The organism is Comamonas sp. CMM02, assembly GCF_014851485.1.
In the GTDB taxonomy this organism is placed as follows: domain Bacteria; phylum Pseudomonadota; class Gammaproteobacteria; order Burkholderiales; family Burkholderiaceae_C; genus Comamonas; species Comamonas avium.
In genome coordinates this window covers 344918-369091 of the sequence record NZ_JACUZW010000002.1, presented here as the reverse complement: position 1 = coordinate 369091, position 24174 = coordinate 344918, and the positions used below count along the sequence as shown (strand labels likewise).

At 55.4% G+C, this 24174-nt stretch carries 21 protein-coding genes; all 21 read right to left on the bottom strand.

What is annotated here, in order from left to right; genetic code table 11:
- Positions 1-80 precede the first annotated feature (80 nt).
- The 21 genes from purT to fabF all read right to left on the bottom strand — a co-directional run bounded on the left by purT (position 81) and on the right by fabF (position 24170).
- Positions 81-1298, bottom strand: a complete 1218-nt coding sequence (gene purT, locus IB213_RS06855) for a formate-dependent phosphoribosylglycinamide formyltransferase (RefSeq protein ID WP_191723084.1) — start codon at positions 1296-1298, stop codon at positions 81-83.
- A 311-nt stretch (positions 1299-1609) separates the two neighbouring features.
- Positions 1610-1939 carry a DHCW motif cupin fold protein gene (locus tag IB213_RS06850; protein WP_192405813.1) on the bottom strand — a complete coding sequence of 110 codons (330 nt, stop codon included), beginning with the start codon at positions 1937-1939 and terminating at the stop codon, positions 1610-1612.
- A gap of 58 nt (positions 1940-1997) precedes the next feature.
- The gene (locus IB213_RS06845; RefSeq protein ID WP_192405812.1) at positions 1998-2474 is read right to left on the bottom strand and encodes a hypothetical protein; all 477 of its coding nucleotides are present in this window, start codon (positions 2472-2474) and stop codon (positions 1998-2000) included.
- A gap of 117 nt (positions 2475-2591) precedes the next feature.
- On the bottom strand, positions 2592-4376 hold the full coding sequence (locus IB213_RS06840) for a methyl-accepting chemotaxis protein (RefSeq protein WP_192405811.1): 1785 nt from the start codon (positions 4374-4376) through the stop codon (positions 2592-2594).
- A gap of 203 nt (positions 4377-4579) precedes the next feature.
- A complete protein-coding gene (locus tag IB213_RS06835; RefSeq protein WP_191723088.1) occupies positions 4580-5644 on the bottom strand; it encodes a 6-phosphofructokinase in 1065 nt (354 codons plus the stop codon).
- Between the two features lie 184 nt (positions 5645-5828).
- A complete protein-coding gene (locus tag IB213_RS06830; protein WP_191723089.1) occupies positions 5829-7196 on the bottom strand; it encodes a cytochrome c in 1368 nt (455 codons plus the stop codon).
- Between the two features lie 13 nt (positions 7197-7209).
- The gene (locus IB213_RS06825; RefSeq protein WP_192405810.1) at positions 7210-8979 is read right to left on the bottom strand and encodes a GMC family oxidoreductase; all 1770 of its coding nucleotides are present in this window, start codon (positions 8977-8979) and stop codon (positions 7210-7212) included.
- 3 nt (positions 8980-8982) lie between these two features.
- Entirely contained in the window at positions 8983-9681 is a 699-nt protein-coding gene (locus IB213_RS06820) for a gluconate 2-dehydrogenase subunit 3 family protein (RefSeq protein WP_191723091.1), read from the bottom strand.
- Positions 9682-10386: 705 nt separating this feature from the next.
- The gene (gene nagZ, locus IB213_RS06815; protein WP_192405809.1) at positions 10387-11481 is read right to left on the bottom strand and encodes a beta-N-acetylhexosaminidase; all 1095 of its coding nucleotides are present in this window, start codon (positions 11479-11481) and stop codon (positions 10387-10389) included.
- A gap of 141 nt (positions 11482-11622) precedes the next feature.
- On the bottom strand, positions 11623-12021 hold the full coding sequence (acpS, locus tag IB213_RS06810) for a holo-ACP synthase (RefSeq protein WP_191723093.1): 399 nt from the start codon (positions 12019-12021) through the stop codon (positions 11623-11625).
- 63 nt (positions 12022-12084) lie between these two features.
- Positions 12085-12867 carry a pyridoxine 5'-phosphate synthase gene (locus tag IB213_RS06805; protein ID WP_192405808.1) on the bottom strand — a complete coding sequence of 261 codons (783 nt, stop codon included), beginning with the start codon at positions 12865-12867 and terminating at the stop codon, positions 12085-12087.
- Positions 12864-13628 carry a DNA repair protein RecO gene (gene recO / locus IB213_RS06800; RefSeq protein ID WP_192405807.1) on the bottom strand — a complete coding sequence of 255 codons (765 nt, stop codon included), beginning with the start codon at positions 13626-13628 and terminating at the stop codon, positions 12864-12866. The genes IB213_RS06805 and recO overlap by 4 nt, the downstream gene beginning before the upstream one ends.
- 169 nt (positions 13629-13797) lie before the next feature.
- On the bottom strand, positions 13798-14928 hold the full coding sequence (gene era, locus IB213_RS06795) for a GTPase Era (protein ID WP_225561010.1): 1131 nt from the start codon (positions 14926-14928) through the stop codon (positions 13798-13800).
- Complete coding sequence (rnc, locus tag IB213_RS06790; RefSeq protein WP_191723096.1) at positions 14925-15608, bottom strand: ribonuclease III; 684 nt, start codon at positions 15606-15608, stop codon at positions 14925-14927. Before rnc ends, era begins: the two co-directional genes overlap by 4 nt.
- The gene (locus tag IB213_RS06785) at positions 15609-15965 is read right to left on the bottom strand and encodes a DUF4845 domain-containing protein (RefSeq protein ID WP_192405806.1); all 357 of its coding nucleotides are present in this window, start codon (positions 15963-15965) and stop codon (positions 15609-15611) included.
- A 64-nt stretch (positions 15966-16029) separates the two neighbouring features.
- Complete coding sequence (lepB, locus tag IB213_RS06780) at positions 16030-17004, bottom strand: signal peptidase I (protein ID WP_192405805.1); 975 nt, start codon at positions 17002-17004, stop codon at positions 16030-16032.
- Positions 17005-17017: 13 nt separating this feature from the next.
- The gene (lepA, locus tag IB213_RS06775) at positions 17018-18826 is read right to left on the bottom strand and encodes a translation elongation factor 4 (RefSeq protein WP_192405804.1); all 1809 of its coding nucleotides are present in this window, start codon (positions 18824-18826) and stop codon (positions 17018-17020) included.
- Positions 18827-19239: 413 nt separating this feature from the next.
- Entirely contained in the window at positions 19240-20751 is a 1512-nt protein-coding gene (locus IB213_RS06770; protein ID WP_192405803.1) for a DegQ family serine endoprotease, read from the bottom strand.
- Positions 20752-21009: 258 nt separating this feature from the next.
- On the bottom strand, positions 21010-21636 hold the full coding sequence (locus tag IB213_RS06765) for a sigma-E factor negative regulatory protein (protein WP_192405802.1): 627 nt from the start codon (positions 21634-21636) through the stop codon (positions 21010-21012).
- A gap of 42 nt (positions 21637-21678) precedes the next feature.
- A complete protein-coding gene (gene rpoE / locus IB213_RS06760; RefSeq protein ID WP_191723102.1) occupies positions 21679-22308 on the bottom strand; it encodes an RNA polymerase sigma factor RpoE in 630 nt (209 codons plus the stop codon).
- 617 nt (positions 22309-22925) lie between these two features.
- The gene (fabF, locus tag IB213_RS06755) at positions 22926-24170 is read right to left on the bottom strand and encodes a beta-ketoacyl-ACP synthase II (RefSeq protein ID WP_191723103.1); all 1245 of its coding nucleotides are present in this window, start codon (positions 24168-24170) and stop codon (positions 22926-22928) included.
- Between the last annotated feature and the right edge of the window lie 4 nt (positions 24171-24174).

The window sequence follows — 24174 nt, the reverse complement described above, 5'->3', positions numbered from 1 at the left end:
CATGAGCACATGGCCGTCGCTTTTTTATAGTCTTTTCGGCCTCCAGCGCTTACTGGCTCAGCGCTGTCAGCTATTTTTTATCAAGGCTTGCGCGGTTTGACCTTGCTGGCGGCCAGCTTGGCGGTGGTACGGGCTTGCTGCACATCGGCAGCACGTGCAAGTGCCACACCCATGCGGCGTTTCACAAAACTCTCAGGCTTGCCAAACAAACGCAGGTCTGTACCGGGCAGAGCCAGCGCTTCGTCCACGCCGTCAAAAACCAAGCCTTCAGCATCTTGGCCGCCATAGATCACCGCGCTGGCACCGGGATTGCGCAGGCTGGCATCCACCGGCAACCCCAGAATGGCGCGGGCGTGCAGCTCAAACTCGCTTTGCCACTGTGTGGCCAGCGTGACCAGACCCGTGTCGTGCGGGCGTGGCGAGACTTCACTGAACCACACCTGCTCGCCCTTGACAAACAGCTCCACGCCAAACAGGCCCAGTCCGCCCAGATCATCGGTCACGGCCTTGGAGATTTGGCGGGCTTTGTCCAGCGCAGCGGGATGCATGGGATGGGGCTGCCAGCTTTCCACATAATCACCCGCTTGCTGGATGTGGCCGATGGGGTCACAAAAATGGGTTTCAAACTGACCGTCCTTGCCCTTGGCACGCACGGTCAGCTGGGTGATTTCGTAGTCAAAATCAATAAAACCTTCAACAATCACACGGCCCTTTGCCACACGACCCCCAGCCATGGCGTAGTCCCACGCGGAGGCCACATCAGTGGCACCATCGATCTTGCTCTGGCCTTTTCCAGAGCTGCTCATTACCGGCTTGACCACGCAGGGGTAGCCAATGGCAGCTTGGCCATCTGTGCCATCAATGGCGGCCTGCAGCTCTTGCAGCGAATCACAAAAACGGTAGGGACTGGTGGGCAAACCCAAGGTTTCGGCAGCCAGCCGGCGGATGCCTTCGCGATCCATGGTCAGGCGCGTGGCACGCGCTGTAGGCACCACCGTGACAACACCTGCGGCCTCCAGCTCTTCAAGCATGGGGGTAGCGATGGCTTCAATCTCAGGCACCACCAGATCAGGCTGCATCTTCTCAATCAAGGCCTTGAGCTGGGCCGGATCGCTCATGGTGATGGTGTGCGCATGGTGTGCCACCTGGTGGCCCGGTGCGTTGTCGTAGCGGTCAACGGCTATGGTTTCAACGCCCAAGCGCTGCAGCGCAATCAAGACCTCTTTACCCAGCTCGCCACTGCCCAGCAGCATGACTTTGGTGGCGTGGGGGGTCAGAGGTGTTCCTAAGGTGGTCATACAAGCATCCAGAAAATGTGGCATCCGCACCTAGGCAGCAGCCATAAAAACGGGTTGCCATTGGTGCCGGGGTGTTGATCATAGGCCAGTGGTGGCACCCAAATGGCGCTGAAACAAGCGCCAGCGCCCTGCTTTTTTAATTCATAACCGCTATCAAGCGCCTGAGGCAACGCGCTCTTCACGCCCAGTACATCGCATGCAGCGCTTGTTGATTCAGTGTGCTCAACTGATGAAATCCATACTCACGCTGGCCATCACCCAAGCGCACAAAGGGATGCAACACCTGACAGCCCAGCAGCACGTGCTACATCTCAATCGACAATGAACAATTTAGCGCCCACGGTGGTACTTGAGCGGTGTGCCTCGGCCTGATCGGCAACCTGATAGCTCATGCCCGGGTGCAAGGTGAAAGTGCGCCCATCGTCCAGTTCCGTCTGCAGCTCTCCAGCCAGGCACAGCAGAATGTGCCCCTTGCTGCACCAGTGATCGGCCAGATAGTCCGGGCTGTACTCCACCATGCGCACACGGATAGTGCCAAACCGGCAAGTGCGCCACCACGCAACACCTGTTTCACCTCGGTGTTCTGTGGGCGCGATGCTGGCCCAATCCGTGGTGCCAAAGGGGATGTCTGTCATCTGCATGGGAATGTGCCTTGTGATTGCCAAAAATGATACGCACCATGCACAGCTTGGGCTGTGCTTAATGTGTAAGTGCAGGGCCTGACGTTGCCTCATCTTTGCGAGGAATTGCGCCTGCAGCAAAGTCTACGTCTTCGGTCCATACGCTGCTGTGCCACGTCCAGGGGCTGCTGGCTGTTTCTAGACTGAGCACATGCACCCCAGACCAGTCTTTCACACGGCCCTTGAGCCATTCGACCTGGTCGTTACGCACAAAAATCAGCAAGCCAATGCTCCAGTCGCCTTGCACCACCTTCAGTCGCTGCAATTGCTTCAGCAAGGGGGCATACCACTTTTCAATGCGCTGATTGATCCTGTCAACCAGACCCAGCGGGTAGCCAGAGGCTGAGACCTCTGCCACCCATATTTGCTTTCTGGCGGGGCGCAGCGCCACCAAGCTGGGGCACACCCATCCGGCAGCCACTTCATAGTGGGGAGCAATGAACGTGTCGCCATTGGCGGTCAAAAATTGCATCACCGCTTCTTCATGTCGATCCATGTTGAGCCTTTTAAAGATTTTTATAGCTATCTGCGCTTGCCGCATGAACGCCAGCACTTATTTTGCTGATAAAAAAAGGAGCCGCAATGGCTCCTTGGTATCTGCCCGTCACAGGGGTCAGAAAGATTCCCAGTCGTCCTCATGGCTGCTGGCAGGGGCTTTGCTGTTCAAAGGCGCGGGCCTGATCAGCTTAGGTGCAGGTGCGGGCTGAACTGCAGGTTTGTTCACAGCAGGCTTTCTGGCCGTACTGGTGCTGACAGCCGCTACTTTGCGCACTGCTGCCGTATGCGTTGCTGCAGGTACAGCAGGTGCAGTAGCTACCGCCACCGGGCGACGCAGTGGTGATGTCTGCGCTGCAGACTGCTGACCTACATTGAACACCGCCACCACTTCAGCCAGACGCTGTGCCTGGTCATGCATGGAAGTGGCGGCTGCGCTGGACTCTTCCACCAACGCTGCGTTTTGCTGGGTCATCTGATCGAGATTGCTGATGGCTTGGTTGACTTGTGCAATGCCATCGCTTTGCTCATTGGCCGATGCGGAAATCTCACCAATCAAATCAGTCACGCGGCGCACGCTGGCTACAATTTCCTGCATGCTCTCACCGGCCTGTGCCACTTGCTCTGCTCCCAGGTCCACGTTGTTTACGCTGGTGTTGATCAAGGCTTTGATCTCTTTGGCAGCCTCGGCACTGCGCCCCGCCAAGCTGCGAACTTCTCCAGCAACTACGGCAAAACCACGGCCTTGCTCACCAGCACGCGCTGCTTCAACTGCGGCGTTCAGTGCCAGGATATTGGTCTGAAAAGCAATGCCATCAATCACCCCGATGATGTCGCTGATCTTGCGGCTGGAGGTATTGATCTGATCCATGCTCATCACTACCTGGCTGACCACTTCACCACCACGCTCGGCAGCCTGCACCGCTGTTGCAGCCAATTGATTGGCCTGCCGGGCAGTGTCTGCGGACTGTGTCACGGTGGCGGTCAACTCTTCGATGCTGGCGGCAGTTTCTTCCAGGTTGGCCGCAGTTTGCTCGGTGCGTGCAGACAGATCCTGATTGCCCGTGGCAATCTGTGACGCAGCGGAAGAAACAGAATCTACGCCGTTGCGCACTTCACCCACCACGGTGCTGAGCTTTTGCGTCATGGCATTGAGACTGCGCAGCAACTGGCCCAGTTCATCCTTGCGATCGTCATGCACATTGCGTGTCAGGTCACCCGAGGCAATGGCATTGGCCAGATCGACAGCGCGCGCCAATGGCGCTGTGAGCTGACGCACCAGCCACATAGCCAGCAGCAGACCCGCCAGCACAACCACGGCCAGCACAGTCAGGCCAACCACAAAACCTGCGGTGCGCTCAGTGCTGGCATCTTCCAAAGCTTCCGTGCGCATTTGCTCTTGCAGACGGACCAAGGCATTCAAGTCCTCCATGAAGTCATCCACGGCAGGTGCCAAATCTGCACGTACCAAACGTACGACATCACCATCGTTGCGACGCTCCATTGCGACCTGCTCAGCCAAAGCATTGAGCTTGCTACGCTTTCCCACAATCTGGTTAAACAAGGCACGTCCTGCCTCGCTTTTCAATCGAGCCTCGGTTTCGTTCATCAACGCCGTCATACGGGCTGAGCCTTGCTTATATTTGCTCTCAAAGAACTGCATTGAATCGCTGTCTTGCGCCAAATTTCCAGCAATCAAATACCCAGCGGTGGCTTCCACGCTGCCGCGCAACTCAACAACCAGCCGGATATGTTCCTCTGTGTCTCGAACCTTGTCCCGTAAATGAGATTCCAAGCTCTTCATATGGTTAGTCATGCCTAACCCCGCGAGCAACATAGCGGTCATCACCACCAGCATCAACAGCCAAATCTTTTTGGCAACCGACAAATTCTTGAACTGCATATCCACCCTGAAAAGCGAAAAGCCGCGATGAAAACATCGCGGCACCAGAATTCTACAAACAGCAACAATTACACCGGGTTTACCCGAAAAAACCAACACTACCTAACAAACAGTTACATTGAAGTTACACATTGTCTACGGACACAAAAAAAGGCCGCACAGTGCCTGCATCTGTACGGCCTTGTTTGCAACAACGCAGCGTTTTAAGCGGAACGCTCGCCCAGACAAATACCGATATCACGCGCCATCGTCAGCAATGGGTGGTCTGGCGCAATTTTTCGCTGAGTATTGGCAACCGTGGCAATTTCTACGCTGCCAATCTGCCCGTTCTGTAGCGTTACCATTCGGCCAAACTGCCCGGCCAGCACCAATTGCGCAGCATGGTGCCCAAACTGGGTGGCCAACACCCGGTCAAATGGCGTAGGGTCTCCACCACGCTGCACATGACCAAGGACGGTGGTGCGCACTTCGCTTTTCAAATGTGGCTGCAACCGCTCTCGCAGCACATGGCCTACGCCGCCCAGGCGCACGGGGTCAGGGCTGTGTGCAATGGTTTCCCGTACTGTCAGGCTTTGCCCGCTTTCCTTGGCACCCTCACCAATGCAGATGATGGTGTAACGCTGGCGCTGCTCACGGGCCTTGCATACGTCAATGATGGCTTGCAGGTCATAGTCGATTTCAGGCAGCAAGATGATGTCGGCCGCACCGGCCACACCAGCTTCCAGAGCCAGCCACCCCGCATTGCGGCCCATGGTCTCCACAATCATCACGCGGTGGTGGCTGTTGGCCGTACTCTCGATGCGGCGCAGGGCTTCGGTAGCGGTGGCCACAGCTGTGTCAAAACCAAAGCTGCGCTCGCAGTTGGCAATGTCGTTGTCAATGGTCTTTGGCACGCCGACGCACTGCATGCCCACCGCATTCGCCAGCCCGTAGGCCAGGCTCATGGTGCCGTCGCCCCCGATAGCGACCACCACATCCAGACCCAGCGACTGCACATTGCGCTTGACCTGTGCCAGCGTCTCTGTGCTTTTGAGTGGATTGGCGCTGTTGCTGGTACCCAAAATGGTGCCGCCAATGTGCAAGATGCCAGAGACTTCATCCCAAGACAGAGGCTTTACACGGGGTGTTTCCCCCATCAGACCTTCAAAACCGTCTGCAATGCCAATAACGGCACATTGACCTTGGCTGATCAGTGATTTGGTGACCGCACGGATCACCGCATTCAAACCGGGGCAATCGCCCCCCCCAGTCAGCACACCAACGCGCATGAGCTTCTCCTCGTTCTTGCAGACTTGACCTTCAGGCTGTTTGCCTGAAACCAAAAAATCGGATCATCCCACGTTCCCTCGGGCAGATAGTTCCCCATCCATAAAAAAAGGCCAGACTCGATGTCTGGCCTTTATGAGTGGCAGCGTTACCGCTGAAGCTCATCTATCACGCGCTTGCAACAACTCAATGTGCAGCAAGCGATTGCACTTTTTGGCGCACCTTAGCCACATCGCGGGCACTGACCTGCGACGCCTGGTTGCCCCAGCCCTTGCGCAGGAAGCTTGCCAACTGAGCCACTTCGTCGTCGGTGAGACGATCGGCGTAGCCTTGCATGACCAGATGCATGGGGCGGCGATCCGTTGCAGGAGAAGAAGCACCCTTCAAAATCACCGAGATCAGCGGGCTGGCATCTTTGCCCAGCACCATGGCATTGCCTTGCAGCTCAGGAAAAATCTCAGCGGCACCCTTACCGCTGACAAAGTGGCAGGCAGCGCAATTGTCCAGATACAGGCGGGCACCCAGAGACATATCTGGTGATGCAGAGGTCAGTAGTTTGGCGGTAGCTTGACCAGCTTCGTCCGCAGGCAGTGGCGGCATGCTATGAGGCCCGGGTGTAGCCACTTGTGCGGATACTGCTTGCACGGACTGGCCATCCATGCTCTTGAGGAACACGGCCATGGCATTCAAGTCCGCATCGCTCATGTACTGCATCGAATGTTCGACAACCAAAGCCATCTCACCATTGGCCACAGCGTGCGCATTGCGACCTGCGCCCAGATAGGCTGCAATTTCTGACGCTGGCCATGTCTGGACCCGGGCATCTTTGCCACGCAGCGCTGGGGCATTCCAGCCATCCACCATGCCGCCTGTCAGGAAGTTGGCGTCAGACACAGTAGTACCGTTTTGCGCCATGAGCGGCGTGCGTGGACTGTGGCAGGCCGCGCAGTGACCCGCACCTTCCACCAGGTACTGACCACGGATCTGCTGATCATCCCCTGCCATGGGCTTGAAGTCAGCTTGGCCAGACAGCGCCAGCCAGTTCCATGCACGGATACCAAAGCGCATGTTGAAAGGAAAGCTGAGGCTGGTGGCCTGTACTTCGTTCTTCACCGGAGCCACTTCGGTCTGCAGGTAGTCGAACAACGCTCGGATGTCGCCTTCCTTCATGAAGCGGTAGTTCTCATACGGCATGGCTGGGTACAACTGCTGACCGTGGCCACCCACGCCATCCACCATCGCAGTGCGGAACTGCTCCAGTGTCCAGTTGCCGATACCAGTTTCTTTGTCTGGCGTGATGTTGGAAGCCCAGATGGTTCCCATGGGGCTTTCAATGCCACGCCCTCCTGCAAAAGGCTCACCGCCTTTGGCTGTGTGACAGGCAAAGCAGTCACCGGCGCGCATGACGTACTCACCGCGGCCGGCCTCTGCCTTCCAGTCAGCGGGCAAAACTTCGTTCGCGCCCGAGGGCTTGAACGGGGCATAGGCCAGCGCTAGCGCCGCGATGATGCCAAGAACAATCAATGCAATCAGAATGCTGAGGTATTTTTTCATCGTGTGCTCCCCCTCAGACCAGCGGACGTGGGTTTTTCAGATACATCGTGCGGATGGCGTGCAGCGTCCAGTACGCCAGGCCACCCACCATGCCGGTGGGGTTGTACTGGGTGTTCTGTACAAAGTTCCCGGCACCAAAGACAAACACGTTGTGCTTGTCCCAGGCCTGGCAGTAACGGTTCACCACACCTTCGCGAGGGCTCTCAGACATGATGTGTCCACCAGTGTTGTGCGTGGTCTGGTAGGGGCGCACGTCAAACTTGGCACCAATGTTCTTGAAGCCCGACTGCAGCAGATCCGGCTTCATCGCATGACCGACTTCCTCGGCCTTGCTCTTTTGGTACTGGGTCATCTTCAGGTCGTTGTCCTGCCAGTTGAAGGTCATGCGCATCAGTGGACGGCCATGCGGATCCTTGTAGGTGGGGTCCAGATCCAGGTGATTGACGCGGTAGGACATGTGCGATCCGTGGGTACCGATCGACATCGAGTGGCCATACCACTCGCCAATGCCCTTCTTCCAGCCTGCACCCCAGCCCGGTGTGCCCTTGGGCAAAGGCATGGAACGGATAGGCTGACCATTCATCGCGCCAACGCGCCAGTAGGCGCCACCGATGAATCCCAGCTTGCCGAAGTCGTTCTGGTTGACACCGTAGTCATCGATGCACATACCGTTGGAGCCGTGCGCAATGAAGGGGTTGAAGTTGTCTTCCTTGAAGAACAGGGTCACACCACCATTCATCTGGTAGGCGTAATTCTTGCCAGTGACACCCTTGTTAGTCTTGGGATCGTAGGGTTCACCAATGCCGGACACCAGCATCAGGTGCACGTTGTTCAACTGGTAAGACGACAAAATCACCAGATCTGCAGGCTGGAACACTTCTTCTTGCTTGACAGCGTCAAAGTACGTCACACCGGTCGCCGTCTTGCCGTCGGCAGCGGTTTCCACACGCAGCACTTCGCAGTGCGTGCGGTAAGAAAAATTAGGCTTGCGCTTGAGGGCATCCAGCACCGCAGTCTGGGGCGATGACTTGGAGTACTGGTAGCAACCGTAGCGCTCGCAGAAACCACAAAAGTTGCAAGGCGCCATCTGCATGCCGTAAGGGTTCACATACGATGTGGATGCAATGCCTGCCGGTGCGGGAAATGGGTGCAGCCCCATGTTCTTGGCTGTGGCTGCAAACTTGCTGGAGTCATAAGTCGTACCCAGTGCAGGCATGGGGTACTCTTTGGAGCGCCAGCCTTCAAACGGATTACCGCCAGGCTGAAGCTGGCCCTTGAGATTACCTGCCGTGCCAGACACGCCTGCCACTTCGTCAAACTGGGTGAAGTAGGGCTCCAGTTCATCGTAGGTAACGGGGTAATCCATCAGGTTCATACCTTCCGGAATGATGGACTCACCCCAGCGCTCCTTCACATAGGAACGCAGTCGAATCTCCTGAGGCTGCGGGCGCCACAGCAAACCGTTCCAGTGCGTACCCGCACCACCGACGCCGTTGGCAGGCAGGAAGGAGCCCATGGAACGGTAAGGCAAAGCAATTTCGCCATCGTTACGGCGCACCGTCACTGTCGCCTGACGGGGGTGCTGCATGTTCTTCAAGCGCACGCCATAGGTCAGCTCGTCAATCTGATTGGGGTACTTGAACTCAGGCACCGTGTTCTGGTCGCCGCCGCGCTCCAGTGCCACGATTTCCAGGCCTTCAGCTGCCAGCTCCATCCCGGCAATCGAGCCGGTCCATCCGAGGCCAACAATGACCACGTCTTTCTTTTTTTCAATGCGTGCCATGGTTTAAGCCCTTTCGCCCTTGATCGATACCGGACCCAGTGGGTACTTTCTGTTGTGCTGATCCACCCATTCGGCATAGCTGGCGCGTGCGCCGGGAAAACCGATGTACTTCCATGACTGCATGCGGAAATTTCCGCCATGCTGCGGGTCGGCGAAATAGCCTTCCTTGGTATTGGCCAGCAGGGTGGTAAAGAAGATGCTGAGCTCTGGCTCCAGCTTGATCTCGCCCTTTTGCAGAGCAGTCAAGGCTTCGTCCTGCTGCTCAGGTGCCAGGCTCTTGAACTCCTTGCCAAAGCGCTCTTTGCATGCAGCGTTGAACGCGGGGATCGCCTTGCGATACAGCTGCGCAGGGTTGAGCGGTGTTTGCCAGCCACGATCGGCGGTGGCTTGCGGATCGTGCGGACCTTGCATGTACCAGATGTCAGCATTCCCGTAGTAACCCACCAACTGGCGGTCAATGAACACTGGCACATGGGTTTCCAGGGCACCGGGGCCATCACCTTCAGACGGAATCAGGCGCGCGGTAGCCGCAAGCACGAAGTTCCACTCCTCGGGGGTAAAAAATTCAGGCTGGTACTTGTCCAGCTGAATCGGAGCTTCTTTGGAGTTGGCGTGAAAGGTCATCGCCATGCCAGTGAGTGCCACTCCTGCACCAGACGCCATCAAGAAAGTTCTACGACTTGGTGGGGAAAAGTTAGACATTTTTCTATTCCTACATCACGTAAATATCGATCCAGCACGCCCATGTGTTTGAGGACTTCAAAATAAAAATCCCTCTTTAATTCAGTGCATTGCATCGAATCAAAAAGGGAAATACTTTAAAAAACGGACATGCATCAACACAAAGTTCAAGCTTTTATTGAGCTATCTCACAATGTCTTAATGTTTCGATGCTATGGATTTAGGTAAAGATTTGTTGGTCATCCCACACGCAACTGCAAGTGAGCCATGGTCTTTTATTGGAGCAAAAACATAGGGTTTACCATTAGATATAAGACCTAAGACTCCCGACTCCCAACTGCTTGAAAAACTTGGGAATTCAATGAACGAATAACAAAAAAAAATGCTCTATAGATTGCTACCAACCCACCACTTTTGTAGCTAGCGCTCTCTCAGATGGCTGTACAACGACACAACCTGCATGTCACACCTGTAGCAACGCAAACAAAATGCATATGCCTTGCGGACATGCACCCTTCAGTCACTGAGGCGGATTGAAACCACCCTGCCACCATGTGAGCCGCGAGCCCTGCGTACACAGAAGGGATGTAAGGCTTGCACCCACCTAGTCATGCAGACGAGCGAACAAAGTGTCCAGTCAAAGTTTTAAAAAGCTGGGCAACATAAAAAATCCGCCAGCAAACAGTCGTTTGCGGCGGATCTTGAGGGGGCGTTTTATCCGGTGTATCAGGGCAGCATGTCCAGCGCCTGCAGGTATGCCGGCTGCAGCATCAAATCTTCCCAAGGCTGGGGGACTGTCTCAGGCAATAGCGAGACGCGGCGCGATTCAGAGTCCACATCCGGCACCCAGCGCCCAGAGCGCAGGGCGTCATCCATACCATCGAGCAATTCGTCCACATGCTCGCCAAGACCCAGGCTCTGATTGCACAGCAGCACCATATCGCAGCCAGCATCCAACGCGCGCAAAGCGGCTTCCGTGTAGCTGATGACCTGGCCATCAATGCGGCGTGCAGCTTCCATGCTCAGGTCATCACTGAAGATAGCGCCGTCATAGCGTAGCTCGCCGCGCAAAATGTCTTGCAACCAGGTTTTAGAAAACCCCGCAGGCAAGGCATCCACCTTGGGGTAAATCACATGGGCAGGCATCACGGCGGTCAGAACGCTTGAGAGCCAGGGGTACGGCGCAGCATCTTCCGACAAAATCTTTTTGAGCTTGCGCTTGTCAACAGGCATGTCGACATGCGAGTCCGCTTTCACATGGCCATGCCCCGGAAAATGCTTGCCGCAATTTCCCATACCGGCTTGCAGCAGGCCGTGCATCAGGCTTTTGGCCAAGGCCGCCACCACCCGGGGGTCACGGTGAAAACTGCGGTCACCAATGACGCTGCTTTCGCCATAGTCCAAATCCAGCACAGGAGTAAAGCTGAAATCCACACCACAGGCGCGCAACTCGCTGCCCAGCACATAGCCAGCAGCAGTGGCAGCGTTCATGGCACGCATGGCACCACTGCCTTTACGGCGTTTTTTACCGCTGCCATCATTCATCCACGTCTCGCCAAATGCACGCATGGGTGGAATGTGTGTAAACCCATCGGTGCGAAAGCGCTGCACGCGGCCACCCTCGTGGTCCACACAGATCAGCAAGTCATCTTTGACTGCCTTGATGTCAGCACACAGCTGCACCAGTTGGCCACGATCTTCCCAGTTGCGTGCAAACAAGATGATGCCGCCGACCAATGGGTGTGCAAGGCGGCTACGGTCCACATCGGTCAGGGCCTTACCTGCGATGTCGATGATGAGAGGCGCATGAAGTGCGGTCATAGGTGCTTACCTTGTTGAAGGAGGCATTCCTGCCTCCTCAATGCTGCAAAACCACAAGTATGACCGCGATGCGTGACTCGCTATTTGTGCGATGTGCACAAGCTGCCAATTTCACACACCTGCCATGTGATGCCGCGCCACTCAATCTGCCTTGCGCTCCACCACGCAAAAGCTGGCGGCATATTCGCTTTCATCGGTCATGGTGATGTGCACGCTCAAACCACGCGCTTCAAACCAGTCACGCATCGCACCGTAGAGCACGATGGTTGGCTGCCCACTGGGCAGATTGGCAATTTCGCAACTGCGCCACGTCATGGGCATTGTCATGCCCAAGCCAATCGCCTTGCTGAAGGCCTCTTTGGCAGAAAAACGGGTCGCCAAATACTTAACGCCCCGCTCAGGCCAGCGAGCACTGCGCAAGCGCCATATGGCCAGTTCGTTGGTGGTGAGCACTTTTTCAGCAAAGCGATCACCATGGCGCTCCAAGCTGGCGCGTATGCGGCGAACATCACAGATGTCGGTGCCAATACCGTAAATCATAATTACAAGCCGAATCAGGCTCTACCGCTCACACAGTAAGCGTTAGTAGCTCACCTTTTAAAATCAACCGCGTTGCGCCATGCCTTGATCAATGCACGCTTGGTAGGCTTTGACCGTAGCGGCATATCCGAGTTCCAAAGCGTCAGCAATCAACGCGTGACCAATAGAGACTTCAGCCACACCGGGCACCTGCGCAACAAAAGCAGCAAGGTTTTCGCGGTTCAAGTCATGCCCGGCATTCACCTGCAGCCCGGCATCCAAAGCCGCTTGCGCTGCCTGCGCATAGATGGACAGCTGGTGGGCTTGGTCTGCAGTGCCCCATGCGGCGGCAAAGGGTTCGGTGTACAGCTCAACACGGTCAGCGCCAATGTCTTTGGCTGCAGCCATTTGCGCAGGTATGGGGTCCATAAAAAGGCTGACACGCACACCCAGTGCCTTGCATTCGGCAATCAGTGGCTGCAGACGCTGAGCATCTTGCGGAAAGCTCCAGCCATGGTCACTGGTGAACTGGTCTTCGCTGTCGGGCACAAACGTGGCCTGGTGAGGCTTCACATTGCGAATGAAGTCCATCAGGTTCTGCGTGGGATTGCCTTCAATATTGAACTCAGCCTGCGGCCACGCTTTCATCAGTTCGGCCAGCTCATACACGTCGGCACCACGAATGTGGCGCTCATCGGGACGGGGGTGAATGGTGATGCCCTGCGCACCCGCCTGTAGGCACAGCAGCGACGCACGCGTAACTGATGGGATCCCCAAGTGACGCGTATTGCGCACCAGGGCGACCTTATTGACATTCACGGACAGTGCCGTGCGCTGGTAGACGTGGGAAGAAGTAGAAGCGGTCATAGCGTTTGCAAATCCATCATCAACTGTCGGGTTCGAAGCAGCGGGCTGCCGCAATGGTATTGCAGCAAATGGCGCAGCTGCGGCTTCAATGCCGATGCCACTGCAGCACAGGCACGCACAGCGGCTGGGTAAGCACCATCACTCTGATCCAGCGCATGCATCAGTTGCGTCCACTGAAGACCAGTAAGCGCAGCACGATCGACCTCCAGCGCTGGGCGAAGCCCCATCTCGGGCACCAGCACATAGCTGGCGTCAGGCTGCAAGGGCTGCAGAGTTAATGTTTCCTCATGAAGTGACGGCAGCAGGCCTAGCTCACGCAGCAAAATCAACTCAAACGCACGCAGCACAGGCTCAATCACTTCACCTTGCTGTGTGGCCAGCAGTTTGACTACGGCACCGTACACATCAAACAGGTAGGTATACGGATCATCTCTCGCCAGCAGGCGCATGAGCAATTCGTTGAGATACATGCCTGTGAGCAAGTTGTTGCCCATGGGCATGATGTGCCCGCCAGCCCACTCAGCGCCCTTGAGCACATGAATGTCTGCATTGCCATCGCCCGATAAGGTGTAAGTCACATTCAGGGGCTGCAGCGCCAGCAGCACCGGCCGAAAGTTGGACGTGTGCTTTTTTGCACCCTTGGCCACCAGCGCAACCCGCCCTCGGTGGCGTGTGAAGACTTCCAGAATCAGACTGGATTCGCTCCAGTCATATCGATGCAGGATGAAAGAGGGCTCTTCGCCCACACGCTTGGCGGCCATAGGTGCTTAAAAACGGGAAAAGGCCTCAGAGAGACCTTTTGAAAAATCACGAGGCTTGAAGTGTCGCATAGCAACTGCCAAGACGCAGCGCAAGATCACAGTCAGTGCCAGCGCCACGGCAAGACCTTGCAGCCGAGTACCGGTAATTCCAGCCGGCACGACTTCGCACTTACTCGTAGCCGAATGACTTGACGCGCGTTTCATCGTCGGCCCAACCCGACTTGACCTTGACCCACACCTCCAAGAACACCTTGGCATCAAATAACTTTTCCATCTCTTGCCGGGCTTCAGTGGAAATGCGCTTGAGGCGCTCGCCACCTTGGCCAATCACCATGGCCTTGTGACCATCGCGCTCCACAATGATGGTCGAGGACACACGCATGAAGCGCTTGTGCTGCTTGCTGGCTTCTTCCTCAAACTTATCGATCACCACTGTCGAGGTGTAGGGCAGTTCATCACCTGTAAAGCGGAACAGCTTTTCACGCACAATCTCTGCAGCCATAAAGTTTTCGCTGCGGTCAGTCAGTTCATCTTCTTTATAGAACCACGGCTGCTCAGGTAGGTACTTGGCGCAGATACCAAACAGACGCTGAATGTCGTCCCGTTTTTTGGCCGACATGGGCACAAATTCAGCAAACGGATGACGCTCTTGCATGCTTTTGAGCCACGGAGCAATCTCATGGCGGCGGCCCACCATGTCCAGCTTGTTGGCCACCAGCAGTGTCGGAATACCGGGCTTGAACAGGCTCAGCACCTTGGCATCGGCCAGCGTAAAGCTCCCAGCTTCCACCACAAACAAAATCAAATCCACATCGGTGATGGCACCCATCACCGTCTTGTTGAGCGACTTGTTCAGCGCCGTGGAGTGCTTGGTCTGGAAACCGGGCGTATCCACAAAAATGAACTGAGTCTCTTCCTTGGTACGAATGCCTGTAATGCGGTGGCGCGTGGTTTGCGACTTACGCGATGTAATGGAGATTTTTTGCCCCACCAGCGCATTCATCAGCGTGGACTTGCCCACGTTGGGCTTGCCGACAATGGCAATCAGGCCACAGCGCTGCTCCTCGGGTGCATAGACACGTACAGGAATGGCTGCTTCAGCGGCTTTTTCCGCTTCAATTTCCGCAGCACGAGCCACCAAAGAAGGGGTCGCACCCGGCTTGGCCGCTGCCAGCATGGCATCCAGCTCAGCCATGGATTGGCCTGCAGGCGTCACCTCTGGCAAAGTATTGGAATTCTTTGGGCCTTTAGCGCCCTTGGCGCCTGCGGTGCTAGCTACTTTTTTCGCAGCATCGTTCATGGGTGTTTCGCTTTCAAAATTTCGAGCATGGCCGCTGCTGCAGCCTGCTCACCTATGCGACGCGAGCCGCCTTGGCCTCGCGCGCCCAGGCGCAGTTCGGGTATTACGCACTCCACATCAAAGGTCTGTTTGTGTGCAGCACCAGTAATGTTGGCCACACTGTATTGCGGCACGTTCATGCGTCGGCCTTGCAGCCATTCTTGCAACGCAGTCTTGGGGTCTTTCTCTGCGGCGCGCATATGGGGATTGATGTCTACGCCTTCAAACAGGCGATGCACCAGCTTCTCTCCGGCAGCAAAGCCCGCGTCGAGGTACACAGCCCCCAAAATGGCTTCTACCGCATCCGCCAAAATAGAAGGGCGGTTTTTACCGCCTGATTTGGCCTCACCCTCCCCTAACCGCAGCAAATCTGACAATTGCAGCTTCACGGCGATTTGATGGAGTGTGCCTTCCTTGACCAAGTTGGAGCGCACGCGTGACAAATCACCTTCTGGTAACTCACGCAAGCGCTGGTACAACAAACTGGAAATGGCAAGGCTCAGCACTGAGTCACCCAGAAATTCCAGGCGCTCATTGTTATCTGCCGAAAAGCTGCGGTGCGTCAGCGCACGCTGCAACAAGGCAGGGTTTTGAAAATCATGCTGCAGCTGTTGCTGCAGATCTTGCAGGGTGATTGGCACCTATTTGGTCTGGTATGTAAAACGATAAACAAGGTAGGCAGGGCCTACCAACGGCAAAGAGCGCTCGTACTCAAACTCAACAACCACACGTTCATTGATTTTGGAGATTTCCAGATCTGCACCAGTGATGGTCTTGATGTCGTCAATTTGTGCGGCACGATCAAATATGGCGCGCACTTCTGGCATCGTATTGCCTTCATTGGCAGCTTTTTGTGCGGCTTTCTTTGCGGCCTGATATTCCAAAGCTATCGGCAGTGATTGTCCGCCAATCGCAAAGACCGCGATGGCCAGCAGAGCAATCAGTACAAATCCAATGAAGGACACGCCCTTTTGATGATGACGAGACGCAGAACGCATGATTTCCCTCTCTTCTTATAAAAAATGGCCGCTCAAAGCGGCCATCAGTTAAGGCGCAAAGCCCTTAGTTAAAACCGCCGATACGCTTGAGGTTACCGAAATTCATCCAAACGAAAAAGGCTTTTCCGACAATGTTTGCTTCGGGAACAAAGCCCCAGTAACGGGAATCCAGCGAGTTATCACGGTTATCGCCCATGGCGAAGTAATGCCCCTCGGGCACCTTGCACGTCACCCCTTCAACAGAGTATGTGCAGTTGTCACGGAAGGGAAACTCTGATGCACCCTGAACAAAAGCAGGCATTCCCTTGGTATTGAGCAGCTTGTGCGGCTTCTCGCCCAGCGTTTCTTCGAACTGCTCAAAGTAGCGCATCGCATCCGTATCAAAAAAGTCAGGCAACTGCTTAATTGGAACTTCTTGCCCATTGATAGTCAGGCGCTTGTTCAAATAGGCCACAGTATCACCGGGCACACCGACTACGCGCTTGATGTAATCCAACGTGGGCTGTGGCGGGTAGCGAAAGACCATCACATCACCACGCTGAGGGGCGTTGCCTTCAGTGACTTTCGTGTTGAGCACAGGCAAACGCACTCCATAAGTGAACTTGTTCACCAAGATCAGGTCACCCACCATCAGCGTCGGAATCATTGAACCCGATGGAATCTTGAACGGCTCAAACAGGAAAGAGCGCAGTACAAACACCACAAACAGCACCGGAAACAGGCCCGCCGTCCAGTCTAGCCACCATGGCTGACGCAGGATGCGGGTTTCGCCTTCCTTTGTATCTGCCATGTCATGGCGCAACCCCTGACGCTCCAGCTCAGCACGGCGTGTTGCAGCTTCGCTGTTTAAACGCTCCGCTTCCTTCTTGCGCTGCGGCCAGAAGTAAAAACGTTCCGCCAGCCAGTAGATGCCGGTGACAAAGGTGGCCAAAAACATCAGCAAGGCAAAGTTGCCTTCGATGACCCCGGTGTACCAAGCACCGATGTAACCCACAAATGCGGCCAAGATGACCGCGGTGATCCATTGCATGGCTTGCATGGGCTCCCTCGTTTTAGTCTTCAACTTGCAAAATGGCCAGGAAGGCTTCTTGCGGCACCTCCACAGAACCAATTTGCTTCATGCGCTTCTTACCGGCCTTCTGCTTTTCCAACAGCTTGCGCTTGCGGCTCACGTCACCGCCGTAGCACTTAGCCAGCACGTTCTTGCGCATGGCTTTCACGGTCTCACGCGCAATGATGTTGCCACCAATGGCGGCCTGAATGGCTACATCAAACATCTGGCGACTGATGATTTCGCGCATCTTGGCCACCACCGCGCGACCACGGTATTGGGACTGACTGCGGTGGACGATGATGGACAGTGCATCCACCTTCTCACCATTGAGCAAAATATCTACCTTCACTACGTCTGAAGCGCGGTATTCCAGAAACTCATAGTCCATCGAGGCATAACCGCGCGAGACCGATTTGAGCTTATCGAAGAAGTCGAGCACGATTTCACCCAACGGCATCTCGTAGGTCAGCATCACCTGGCGACCGTGGTACTGCATGTTCATCTGCACGCCGCGCTTTTGGTTGGCCAGCGTCATCACAGGCCCCACATATTCTTGCGGCATGTACAAGTGCACGGTCACGATGGGCTCGCGAATTTCCTCAATACGCCCGATGTCGGGCATTTTGGAAGGATTTTCCACATCAATGACTTCACCGCCACCCTGCACTACCTGGTAGACCACGCTGGGCGCGGTAGTGATCAGGTCTTGATCAAATTCACGCTCCAGGCGCTCTTGCACGATCTCCATGTGCAGCAGGCCCAAGAAGCCACAGCGAAAGCCAAAGCCCAGCGCCTGAGACACTTCGGGCTCATAACGCAAAGCAGCATCATTGAGCTGCAGCTTCTCCAGCGCATCGCGCAGCTGGTCGTATTCAGAAGCTTCCGTGGGGTACAAACCTGCAAAAACTTGGGGCTGTACTTCCTTAAAGCCAGGCAATGCCGTTTCGGCAGGGCCTAAATTGTTTGGAAGCTTTTTTTCCAAAGTGATGGTGTCACCCACCTTGGCAGCCTTGAGCTCCTTGATCCCCGCAATGATGTAGCCCACTTCACCCGCTTTAAGGGCCTCCCGCGGCGAGTTGGCAGGAGTGAACACACCGAGGTTGTTGGCTTCATAAGCCGCACCCGTTGCCATCATCTTGAAACGCTCGCCTTTTTTGAGCTGGCCGTCCACCACCCGCACCAGCATCACGACGCCGACATAAGGGTCAAACCAGCTGTCCACGATCATGGCCCGCAAGGGAGCATCGGGGTCCCCTTTCGGGGCAGGCACTTTGGCCACAATGGCTTCCAAAATGTCATCAATGCCCATGCCTGTTTTGGCCGAGCAAGGAATGGCATCGGTAGCATCGATTCCGATAACGTCTTCGATTTCTGCCTTTGCGTTGTCAGGATCTGCATTGGGCAGATCCATCTTGTTGAGCACCGCTGTGACCTCCACGCCCAAATCGAGTGCGGTGTAGCAATTGGCTACAGTCTGAGCTTCAACCCCCTGGGATGCATCAACCACCAGCAATGCGCCTTCACAGGCCGAAAGCGAGCGAGAAACCTCGTAAGAGAAGTCTACGTGGCCAGGGGTATCGATCAGATTCAGGTTGTAGACCTGCCCATCTTTTGCCCTGTAATGCAACGCGGCTGTTTGCGCCTTGATGGTGATGCCACGCTCTTTCTCGATGTCCATCGAGTCCAGCACTTGCGCCTCCATCTGGCGATCGGCCAAACCGCCACAGCGTTGGATCAGGCGATCGGCCAGCGTCGACTTGCCATGGTCAATATGCGCAATGATGGAAAAATTTCGAATGTGCTTCATCAACGATAAGCGTTTGTAATTGAAGGAAAAAGTGTGCTCAAGGCAAGAAAAAAGGGCGCGTCTACTGCGACGCGCCCCGAACCAACAATCTCTGGCAACTGCGATTGGTTGGATGCTCGATTGTAGGCAAAATCGCCCAAAAACCAAGCATCCATTTACTATGGCTCAGGCACTCGCCTAGATCGCCAAGCAACTTATCCACAAGTTAACCACAATCCGATTGAGGATTCACAGACACTACCTTCAGCACCCAGCAGCGCCGTATCTACAGCAAGTACTTGCTTGTACAAACCCGTGACCGCGCTCATCAAGCGGGCATTCTACCCAAGCCCCTAGACAAAGCCCTGCAATGCTGCAGTAGGTCATTCCTACACAAGGATTAGAGCCTTGCGCAGGAATTGTGTGCTGGCACTTTACTTGCCGTTAGGGCGAATAAGAATGTACTGCGTCCAGTCTCCACGGCGTACCAGCAAGTTGACTGGCTTGCTCTTGTCAGCCTTGGCCAGAGCGGCTTCAAAGCCCTTGACATTGGTCACCTCGCTATTGGCCACCGCCAACACGACATCCCCTTCTCGCAACCCTGCACGTGCAGCAGCTTCCGTGGCCGACAAAACGCGTACACCACCTTTGATTGCCAGTGATTTCTTTTGTGCCTCAGTCAACTCGCCGACTACCAGGCCAAGCTGCTTGGCGGTTGCCGTCGCACCAGAGGCTGGTTTGCCATCTGCACGCGCCGTGGCAACCTCGTCCGGCTCCACTTCTGCGACCATGATGGACAGATCGCGTGTTTGACCACGACGGAACACCGTGATCGTGCTCTTGGTGCCAGGCTTGGTATTACCCACCTGACGAGGCAGGTCAGCCACCTTGTCGATGTCTTTTCCATCGTATTTCACGATGATGTCGCCCGGCTCGATCCCGGCCTTAGCAGCAGGTGAATCTGGCTCTACTGCAGAAACCAGGGCACCACGCACCTTGCCCAGACCAATCGACTCAGCTACTTCCTTGGTCACCTGGCCAATTTGCACGCCAATACGGCCACGTGTCACCTTACCAGTCTTGCGCAGTTGATCACTTACACGCACAGCCTCATCGATCGGGATGGCAAAAGAGATCCCCATAAATCCGCCGGAACGCGAGTAGATCTGGCTATTGATACCCACGACCTCCCCGCGCATATTCAGCAGCGGGCCCCCTGAATTTCCAGGGTTGATCGCCACGTCGGTCTGAATAAAAGGCAAATAGTCGCCTGTATCACGCTGCTTGGCTGAAACGATGCCGGCCGTCACTGAGTTCTCCAATCCAAAGGGAGAGCCGATAGCCATCACCCACTCACCCACCTTCAAGCGGCCTACATCTCCAATCTTGACTGCAGGCAGGCCCTTGGCATCAATCTTCACGACAGCCACGTCAGTGCGCTTGTCTGCGCCAATGATCTTGGCTTTGAATTCACGCTTGTCCGCCAGTGTGACGATCACGTCACTAGCCCCTTCAACCACGTGAGCGTTGGTCATGACATATCCGTCAGAGCTCAGGATAAAACCGGAGCCAACACCGCTTGGACGCTCTTCACCCTCACCTTCTGGCTGGGGGCTTCCTTGGCGTGGAATATTAGGAACGGGCACACCAAAACGCCGGAAAAACTCCAGCATGTCCTCATCCATTCCACTCATAGATGGCTGGTTAGAAATTTTCTCTGTGGTCCGGATATTGACCACTGCTGGACCCACCGCATCAACCAACTGGGTGAAGTCGGGCAAGCCCGTCACCAAGGGAGCACTAGGCACAGTGACAGATTGAGTTTGTGCATGCGCTGCAGGCAACACGTCCCGTGCAGCATCACTCCATCCTACGGCCGTTGCGCCTGCGGCAATGCCGAGCGCCAGAACCACGGTGTGAATGGGCTTAAATTGCATTGATGGCATTTCAACATCCTTTCCAAAATCACAGTCTGCGCACCGCGCAGTTACATATTCAGAAAAAGGAACCGTGATTTGGTTCCCTAATTTCTCATCAATGCCCATGTAAACACATGCACATTCACGGGATGACGTATTGCCAAAAAAAAGAGCGCATTGCATGCGCTCCTTCTTTACTTCAAAGTGTTTTAACCATGATTGCATTGAAATGCAAGCGCTGATAGCTCACTTCTTTGCCAGCCAATATCGCCAGACGATCAATGGCTACGGGCGAGCACCACCACTACTGCGAGCTTGAAAGCTGGCATTACGCAAAAAGTCTGCCGGCGTCTGCAACGATGCCCGGCTGAGGTATTGCTGATGAGAGTCCAGCAATGCATCCAAGCGTGGATCACGCAACACATCACCACTCTCCGTCGCTACCAGCACCGGCGAACTCACTGCACCTTGTACGCTGGCCATCTGCGCCCCTTGCCCACTGGCAGGATTTCCCATCAAATTCCACCCCAAAGCAGCCACAGCAGCGACCGAGGCAAAACTGGCCGCAACCTTCCAGCGAAAAACAGCGCCATTGGCGGCCGGATCACGCAATGCCACTACAGGACCATTCGCAGGCACCAATCCCGCCGTCACTTGCTTGATCTGCGCAGGCTCAAGCATCAACGCTGGCTCATTGGCCAGCTGCGCACGCAAGCCGCTGAGCAAATCATGCTGGCTATGGTGCGCCAAATCAGGTGATCGCAGCACATCTCCGACCAAATGGTAAAGCTCCCAACTGGCACAGCCTTCTGGGCCTTCGGCACACGCCAAGGCCTGCTCTAGCTCTTCGCCATGCAACTCACCATCCACCAAAGCAGACAGTAATTCCTTGTTCATCTGTTGTTTCATCATGGGTTCACCTACTCACTGGCGTTGTACCGATGCTCTTGCACATCACCACCGCTTACCGCCTTGCCGCTCTAGCAAAGGCTTCACGCGGGCCGAAATCGCTTCGCGTGCGCGAAAAATTCGTGAACGCACTGTGCCAATTGGACAATTCATGGCAGAGGCAATCTCCTCATAGCTCAAACCCTCAATTTCACGCAGCGTAACCGCTTGTCGCAAATCCTCAGGCAAAGCCTCCATGGCTGCATTCACCGCTGCAGCTATCTCTTGTGCAGCCAGCACTGTTTCAGGCGTTTCGTCAGTGATTGGTTCATGGCGGGGACGGAAAGTTTCATCCTCGTCATCGGAAATATGTAACGCACTCTCAAACACCACCGGATCGCGTCGCATTTCCACCAAGGCCTTCTTAGCGGTGTTGACGGCAATGCGATACAGCCACGTGTAGAACTGTGCCTCACCTCGAAATTGATGCAAAGCCCGGTATGCACGCAAGAACGTCTCTTGCGCAATGTCCTGCACCAGATCCTGGTCACGCACCATCCGGCCAATCAGACGCTCTATACGGCGCTGGTACTTGATGACCAGTAATTCGTAAGCCCGCTGATCTCCAGCGACGGTACGCTCGACCAATTGCAGATCGCTGTCAGAAGAGGAAGAAGGCGCTGGGGCTGATGTCATGAAGGCGAAGGGACGCGGTGGCTCCAGACCACAGTGCATCTAAAGCTCAAAGCGCTTTAGATGAAGAACTGTTCTGTGGCGGATGAGCAGATGAATATACAGCACGCCGCAAGTCCATCCACGCATGGGGTGCCCAATTCCTTTGCAGTACAAAGTGCTGCGTACGTTTGTGCCCATCCACAAAGCCAACAATCAGCAACCGCTGCAGATCCAAAATCACCACTGGCACACCCTGCAAAGGCCTCGCCTGCCCGTTGATCTCCCACAGCCAGCCGCAACCGCTCCAATGCAGAGCACCTTGCGGCAAGCGATGCTGGGCTTGCCAGCCCAGCATCGCACACAACAGCCACAGCAAGGCTGCTGCACCCACGCGCAGCCATAACTCATGGCCAACGCCAGCCCCTTGCCAGCTCCATAAAAGTAAAAGCAAGCCACTGCCTACAACTACCGCAGCCCACAGAATCCGCAGTTGCCGGGAATGTCGCAGGGGGTAAAGTACTGCCGGACTATGTCGCTGTGACACATCCATCACCCAAAAAACAAAACCCGCTCACTGCATACACAGGAGCGGGTTGCGCAGCGTGAGAAGGAAGCGAACAGCCCTCCCGCTTCATGATCTAGATTCGCTTGAAAATCAGCGAGCCATTGGTTCCGCCAAAGCCAAAATTGTTCTTCAGCGCGATGTCGATCTTGGCATCACGTGCCACGTTGGCACAGTAATCCAAATCACAACCTGGGTCTTGATTGAGCAAGTTGATGGTGGGAGGGATCTTCTGATCATGAATAGCCATGACCGTAAAAATACTCTCAATTCCACCTGCACCACCCAGCAAGTGACCAGTCATGGACTTGGTTGAGCTCACTACCGTTTTATAGGCAGCGTCACCCAATGCAGCCTTGATGGCGTTGCTTTCGTTCTGGTCACCCAAAGGTGTCGATGTGCCGTGTGCATTCAGATAATTAATCTGATCTGCGTTCACGCCAGCATTGCGCATGGCATTCAACATGGCACGGCGTGGGCCATCCATATTGGGTGCAGTCATGTGCCCAGCATCAGCACTCATACCGTAGCCCGCCAACTCTGCGTAAATCTTGGCGCCGCGTGCCTTGGCATGTTCGTACTCTTCAAGCACCATCACGCCTGCACCTTCGCCCAGTACAAAGCCATCTCGATCACGATCCCAAGGGCGCGATGCAGCCTTAGGGTCGTCATTGCGTGTCGACAATGCGCGCATGGCAGCAAAACCACCAACACCCAAAGGTGAAACGGTCGATTCAGTGCCTCCAGCAACGACGATGTCGGCGTCACCATATTCAATCATGCGCCCAGCTTCACCAATGCAGTGCAAGCCGGTAGTACAAGCAGTCACAACCGAAAGGTTCGGACCCTTGAAACCATGGCGCATGGAAACGTGACCAGCCACCATATTAATAATGGAAGCTGGTACGAAAAATGGAGTAATGCGGCGGGGGCCGCGATTGGACAGTTCGATCTGGGTGTTCTCGATCAGGGGCAAGCCCCCGATACCAGACCCGATCACGCAACCGATACGGGTAGCAAGATCATCAGACAAGGCCTCGCCCGAAGGCAGACCTGCGTCTTTGACCGCTTGTTCCGCAGCCGCAATGCCATAGTGAATGAAGGTGTCCATGGCGCGCGCATCTTTGGCGCTCATGTAATCCTCCACGTTGAATCCCTTGACTTCACCTGCAATCTGGCAGGAAAAATTCGAGGCATCAAACTTGGTGATGCGGTCAATACCGGACTGGCCGGCCAAAAGATTGGCCCAGGAATCAGCCACCGTGTTACCCACGGGGCTAATACATCCCAGGCCGGTCACGACAACGCGACGACGGCTCATGCGT

Excerpts from the sequence above, each read along its gene's own strand:
- purT (WP_191723084.1), bottom strand. The coding sequence starts at position 1,298 with ATGACCACCTTAGGAACACCTCTGACCCCCCACGCCACCAAAGTCATG.
- IB213_RS06850 (WP_192405813.1), bottom strand. The coding sequence starts at position 1,939 with ATGCAGATGACAGACATCCCCTTTGGCACCACGGATTGGGCCAGCATC.
- IB213_RS06845 (WP_192405812.1), bottom strand. The coding sequence starts at position 2,474 with ATGGATCGACATGAAGAAGCGGTGATGCAATTTTTGACCGCCAATGGC.
- IB213_RS06840 (WP_192405811.1), bottom strand. The coding sequence starts at position 4,376 with ATGCAGTTCAAGAATTTGTCGGTTGCCAAAAAGATTTGGCTGTTGATG.
- IB213_RS06835 (WP_191723088.1), bottom strand. The coding sequence starts at position 5,644 with ATGCGCGTTGGTGTGCTGACTGGGGGGGGCGATTGCCCCGGTTTGAAT.
- IB213_RS06830 (WP_191723089.1), bottom strand. The coding sequence starts at position 7,196 with ATGAAAAAATACCTCAGCATTCTGATTGCATTGATTGTTCTTGGCATC.
- IB213_RS06825 (WP_192405810.1), bottom strand. The coding sequence starts at position 8,979 with ATGGCACGCATTGAAAAAAAGAAAGACGTGGTCATTGTTGGCCTCGGA.
- IB213_RS06820 (WP_191723091.1), bottom strand. The coding sequence starts at position 9,681 with ATGTCTAACTTTTCCCCACCAAGTCGTAGAACTTTCTTGATGGCGTCT.
- nagZ (WP_192405809.1), bottom strand. The coding sequence starts at position 11,481 with ATGACCGCACTTCATGCGCCTCTCATCATCGACATCGCAGGTAAGGCC.
- acpS (WP_191723093.1), bottom strand. The coding sequence starts at position 12,021 with ATGATTTACGGTATTGGCACCGACATCTGTGATGTTCGCCGCATACGC.
- IB213_RS06805 (WP_192405808.1), bottom strand. The coding sequence starts at position 12,867 with ATGACCGCTTCTACTTCTTCCCACGTCTACCAGCGCACGGCACTGTCC.
- recO (WP_192405807.1), bottom strand. The coding sequence starts at position 13,628 with ATGGCCGCCAAGCGTGTGGGCGAAGAGCCCTCTTTCATCCTGCATCGA.
- era (WP_225561010.1), bottom strand. The coding sequence starts at position 14,928 with ATGAACGATGCTGCGAAAAAAGTAGCTAGCACCGCAGGCGCCAAGGGC.
- IB213_RS06785 (WP_192405806.1), bottom strand. The coding sequence starts at position 15,965 with ATGCGTTCTGCGTCTCGTCATCATCAAAAGGGCGTGTCCTTCATTGGA.
- lepB (WP_192405805.1), bottom strand. The coding sequence starts at position 17,004 with ATGCAAGCCATGCAATGGATCACCGCGGTCATCTTGGCCGCATTTGTG.
- lepA (WP_192405804.1), bottom strand. The coding sequence starts at position 18,826 with ATGAAGCACATTCGAAATTTTTCCATCATTGCGCATATTGACCATGGC.
- IB213_RS06770 (WP_192405803.1), bottom strand. The coding sequence starts at position 20,751 with ATGCCATCAATGCAATTTAAGCCCATTCACACCGTGGTTCTGGCGCTC.
- IB213_RS06765 (WP_192405802.1), bottom strand. The coding sequence starts at position 21,636 with ATGATGAAACAACAGATGAACAAGGAATTACTGTCTGCTTTGGTGGAT.
- rpoE (WP_191723102.1), bottom strand. The coding sequence starts at position 22,308 with ATGACATCAGCCCCAGCGCCTTCTTCCTCTTCTGACAGCGATCTGCAA.
- fabF (WP_191723103.1), bottom strand. The coding sequence starts at position 24,170 with ATGAGCCGTCGTCGCGTTGTCGTGACCGGCCTGGGATGTATTAGCCCC.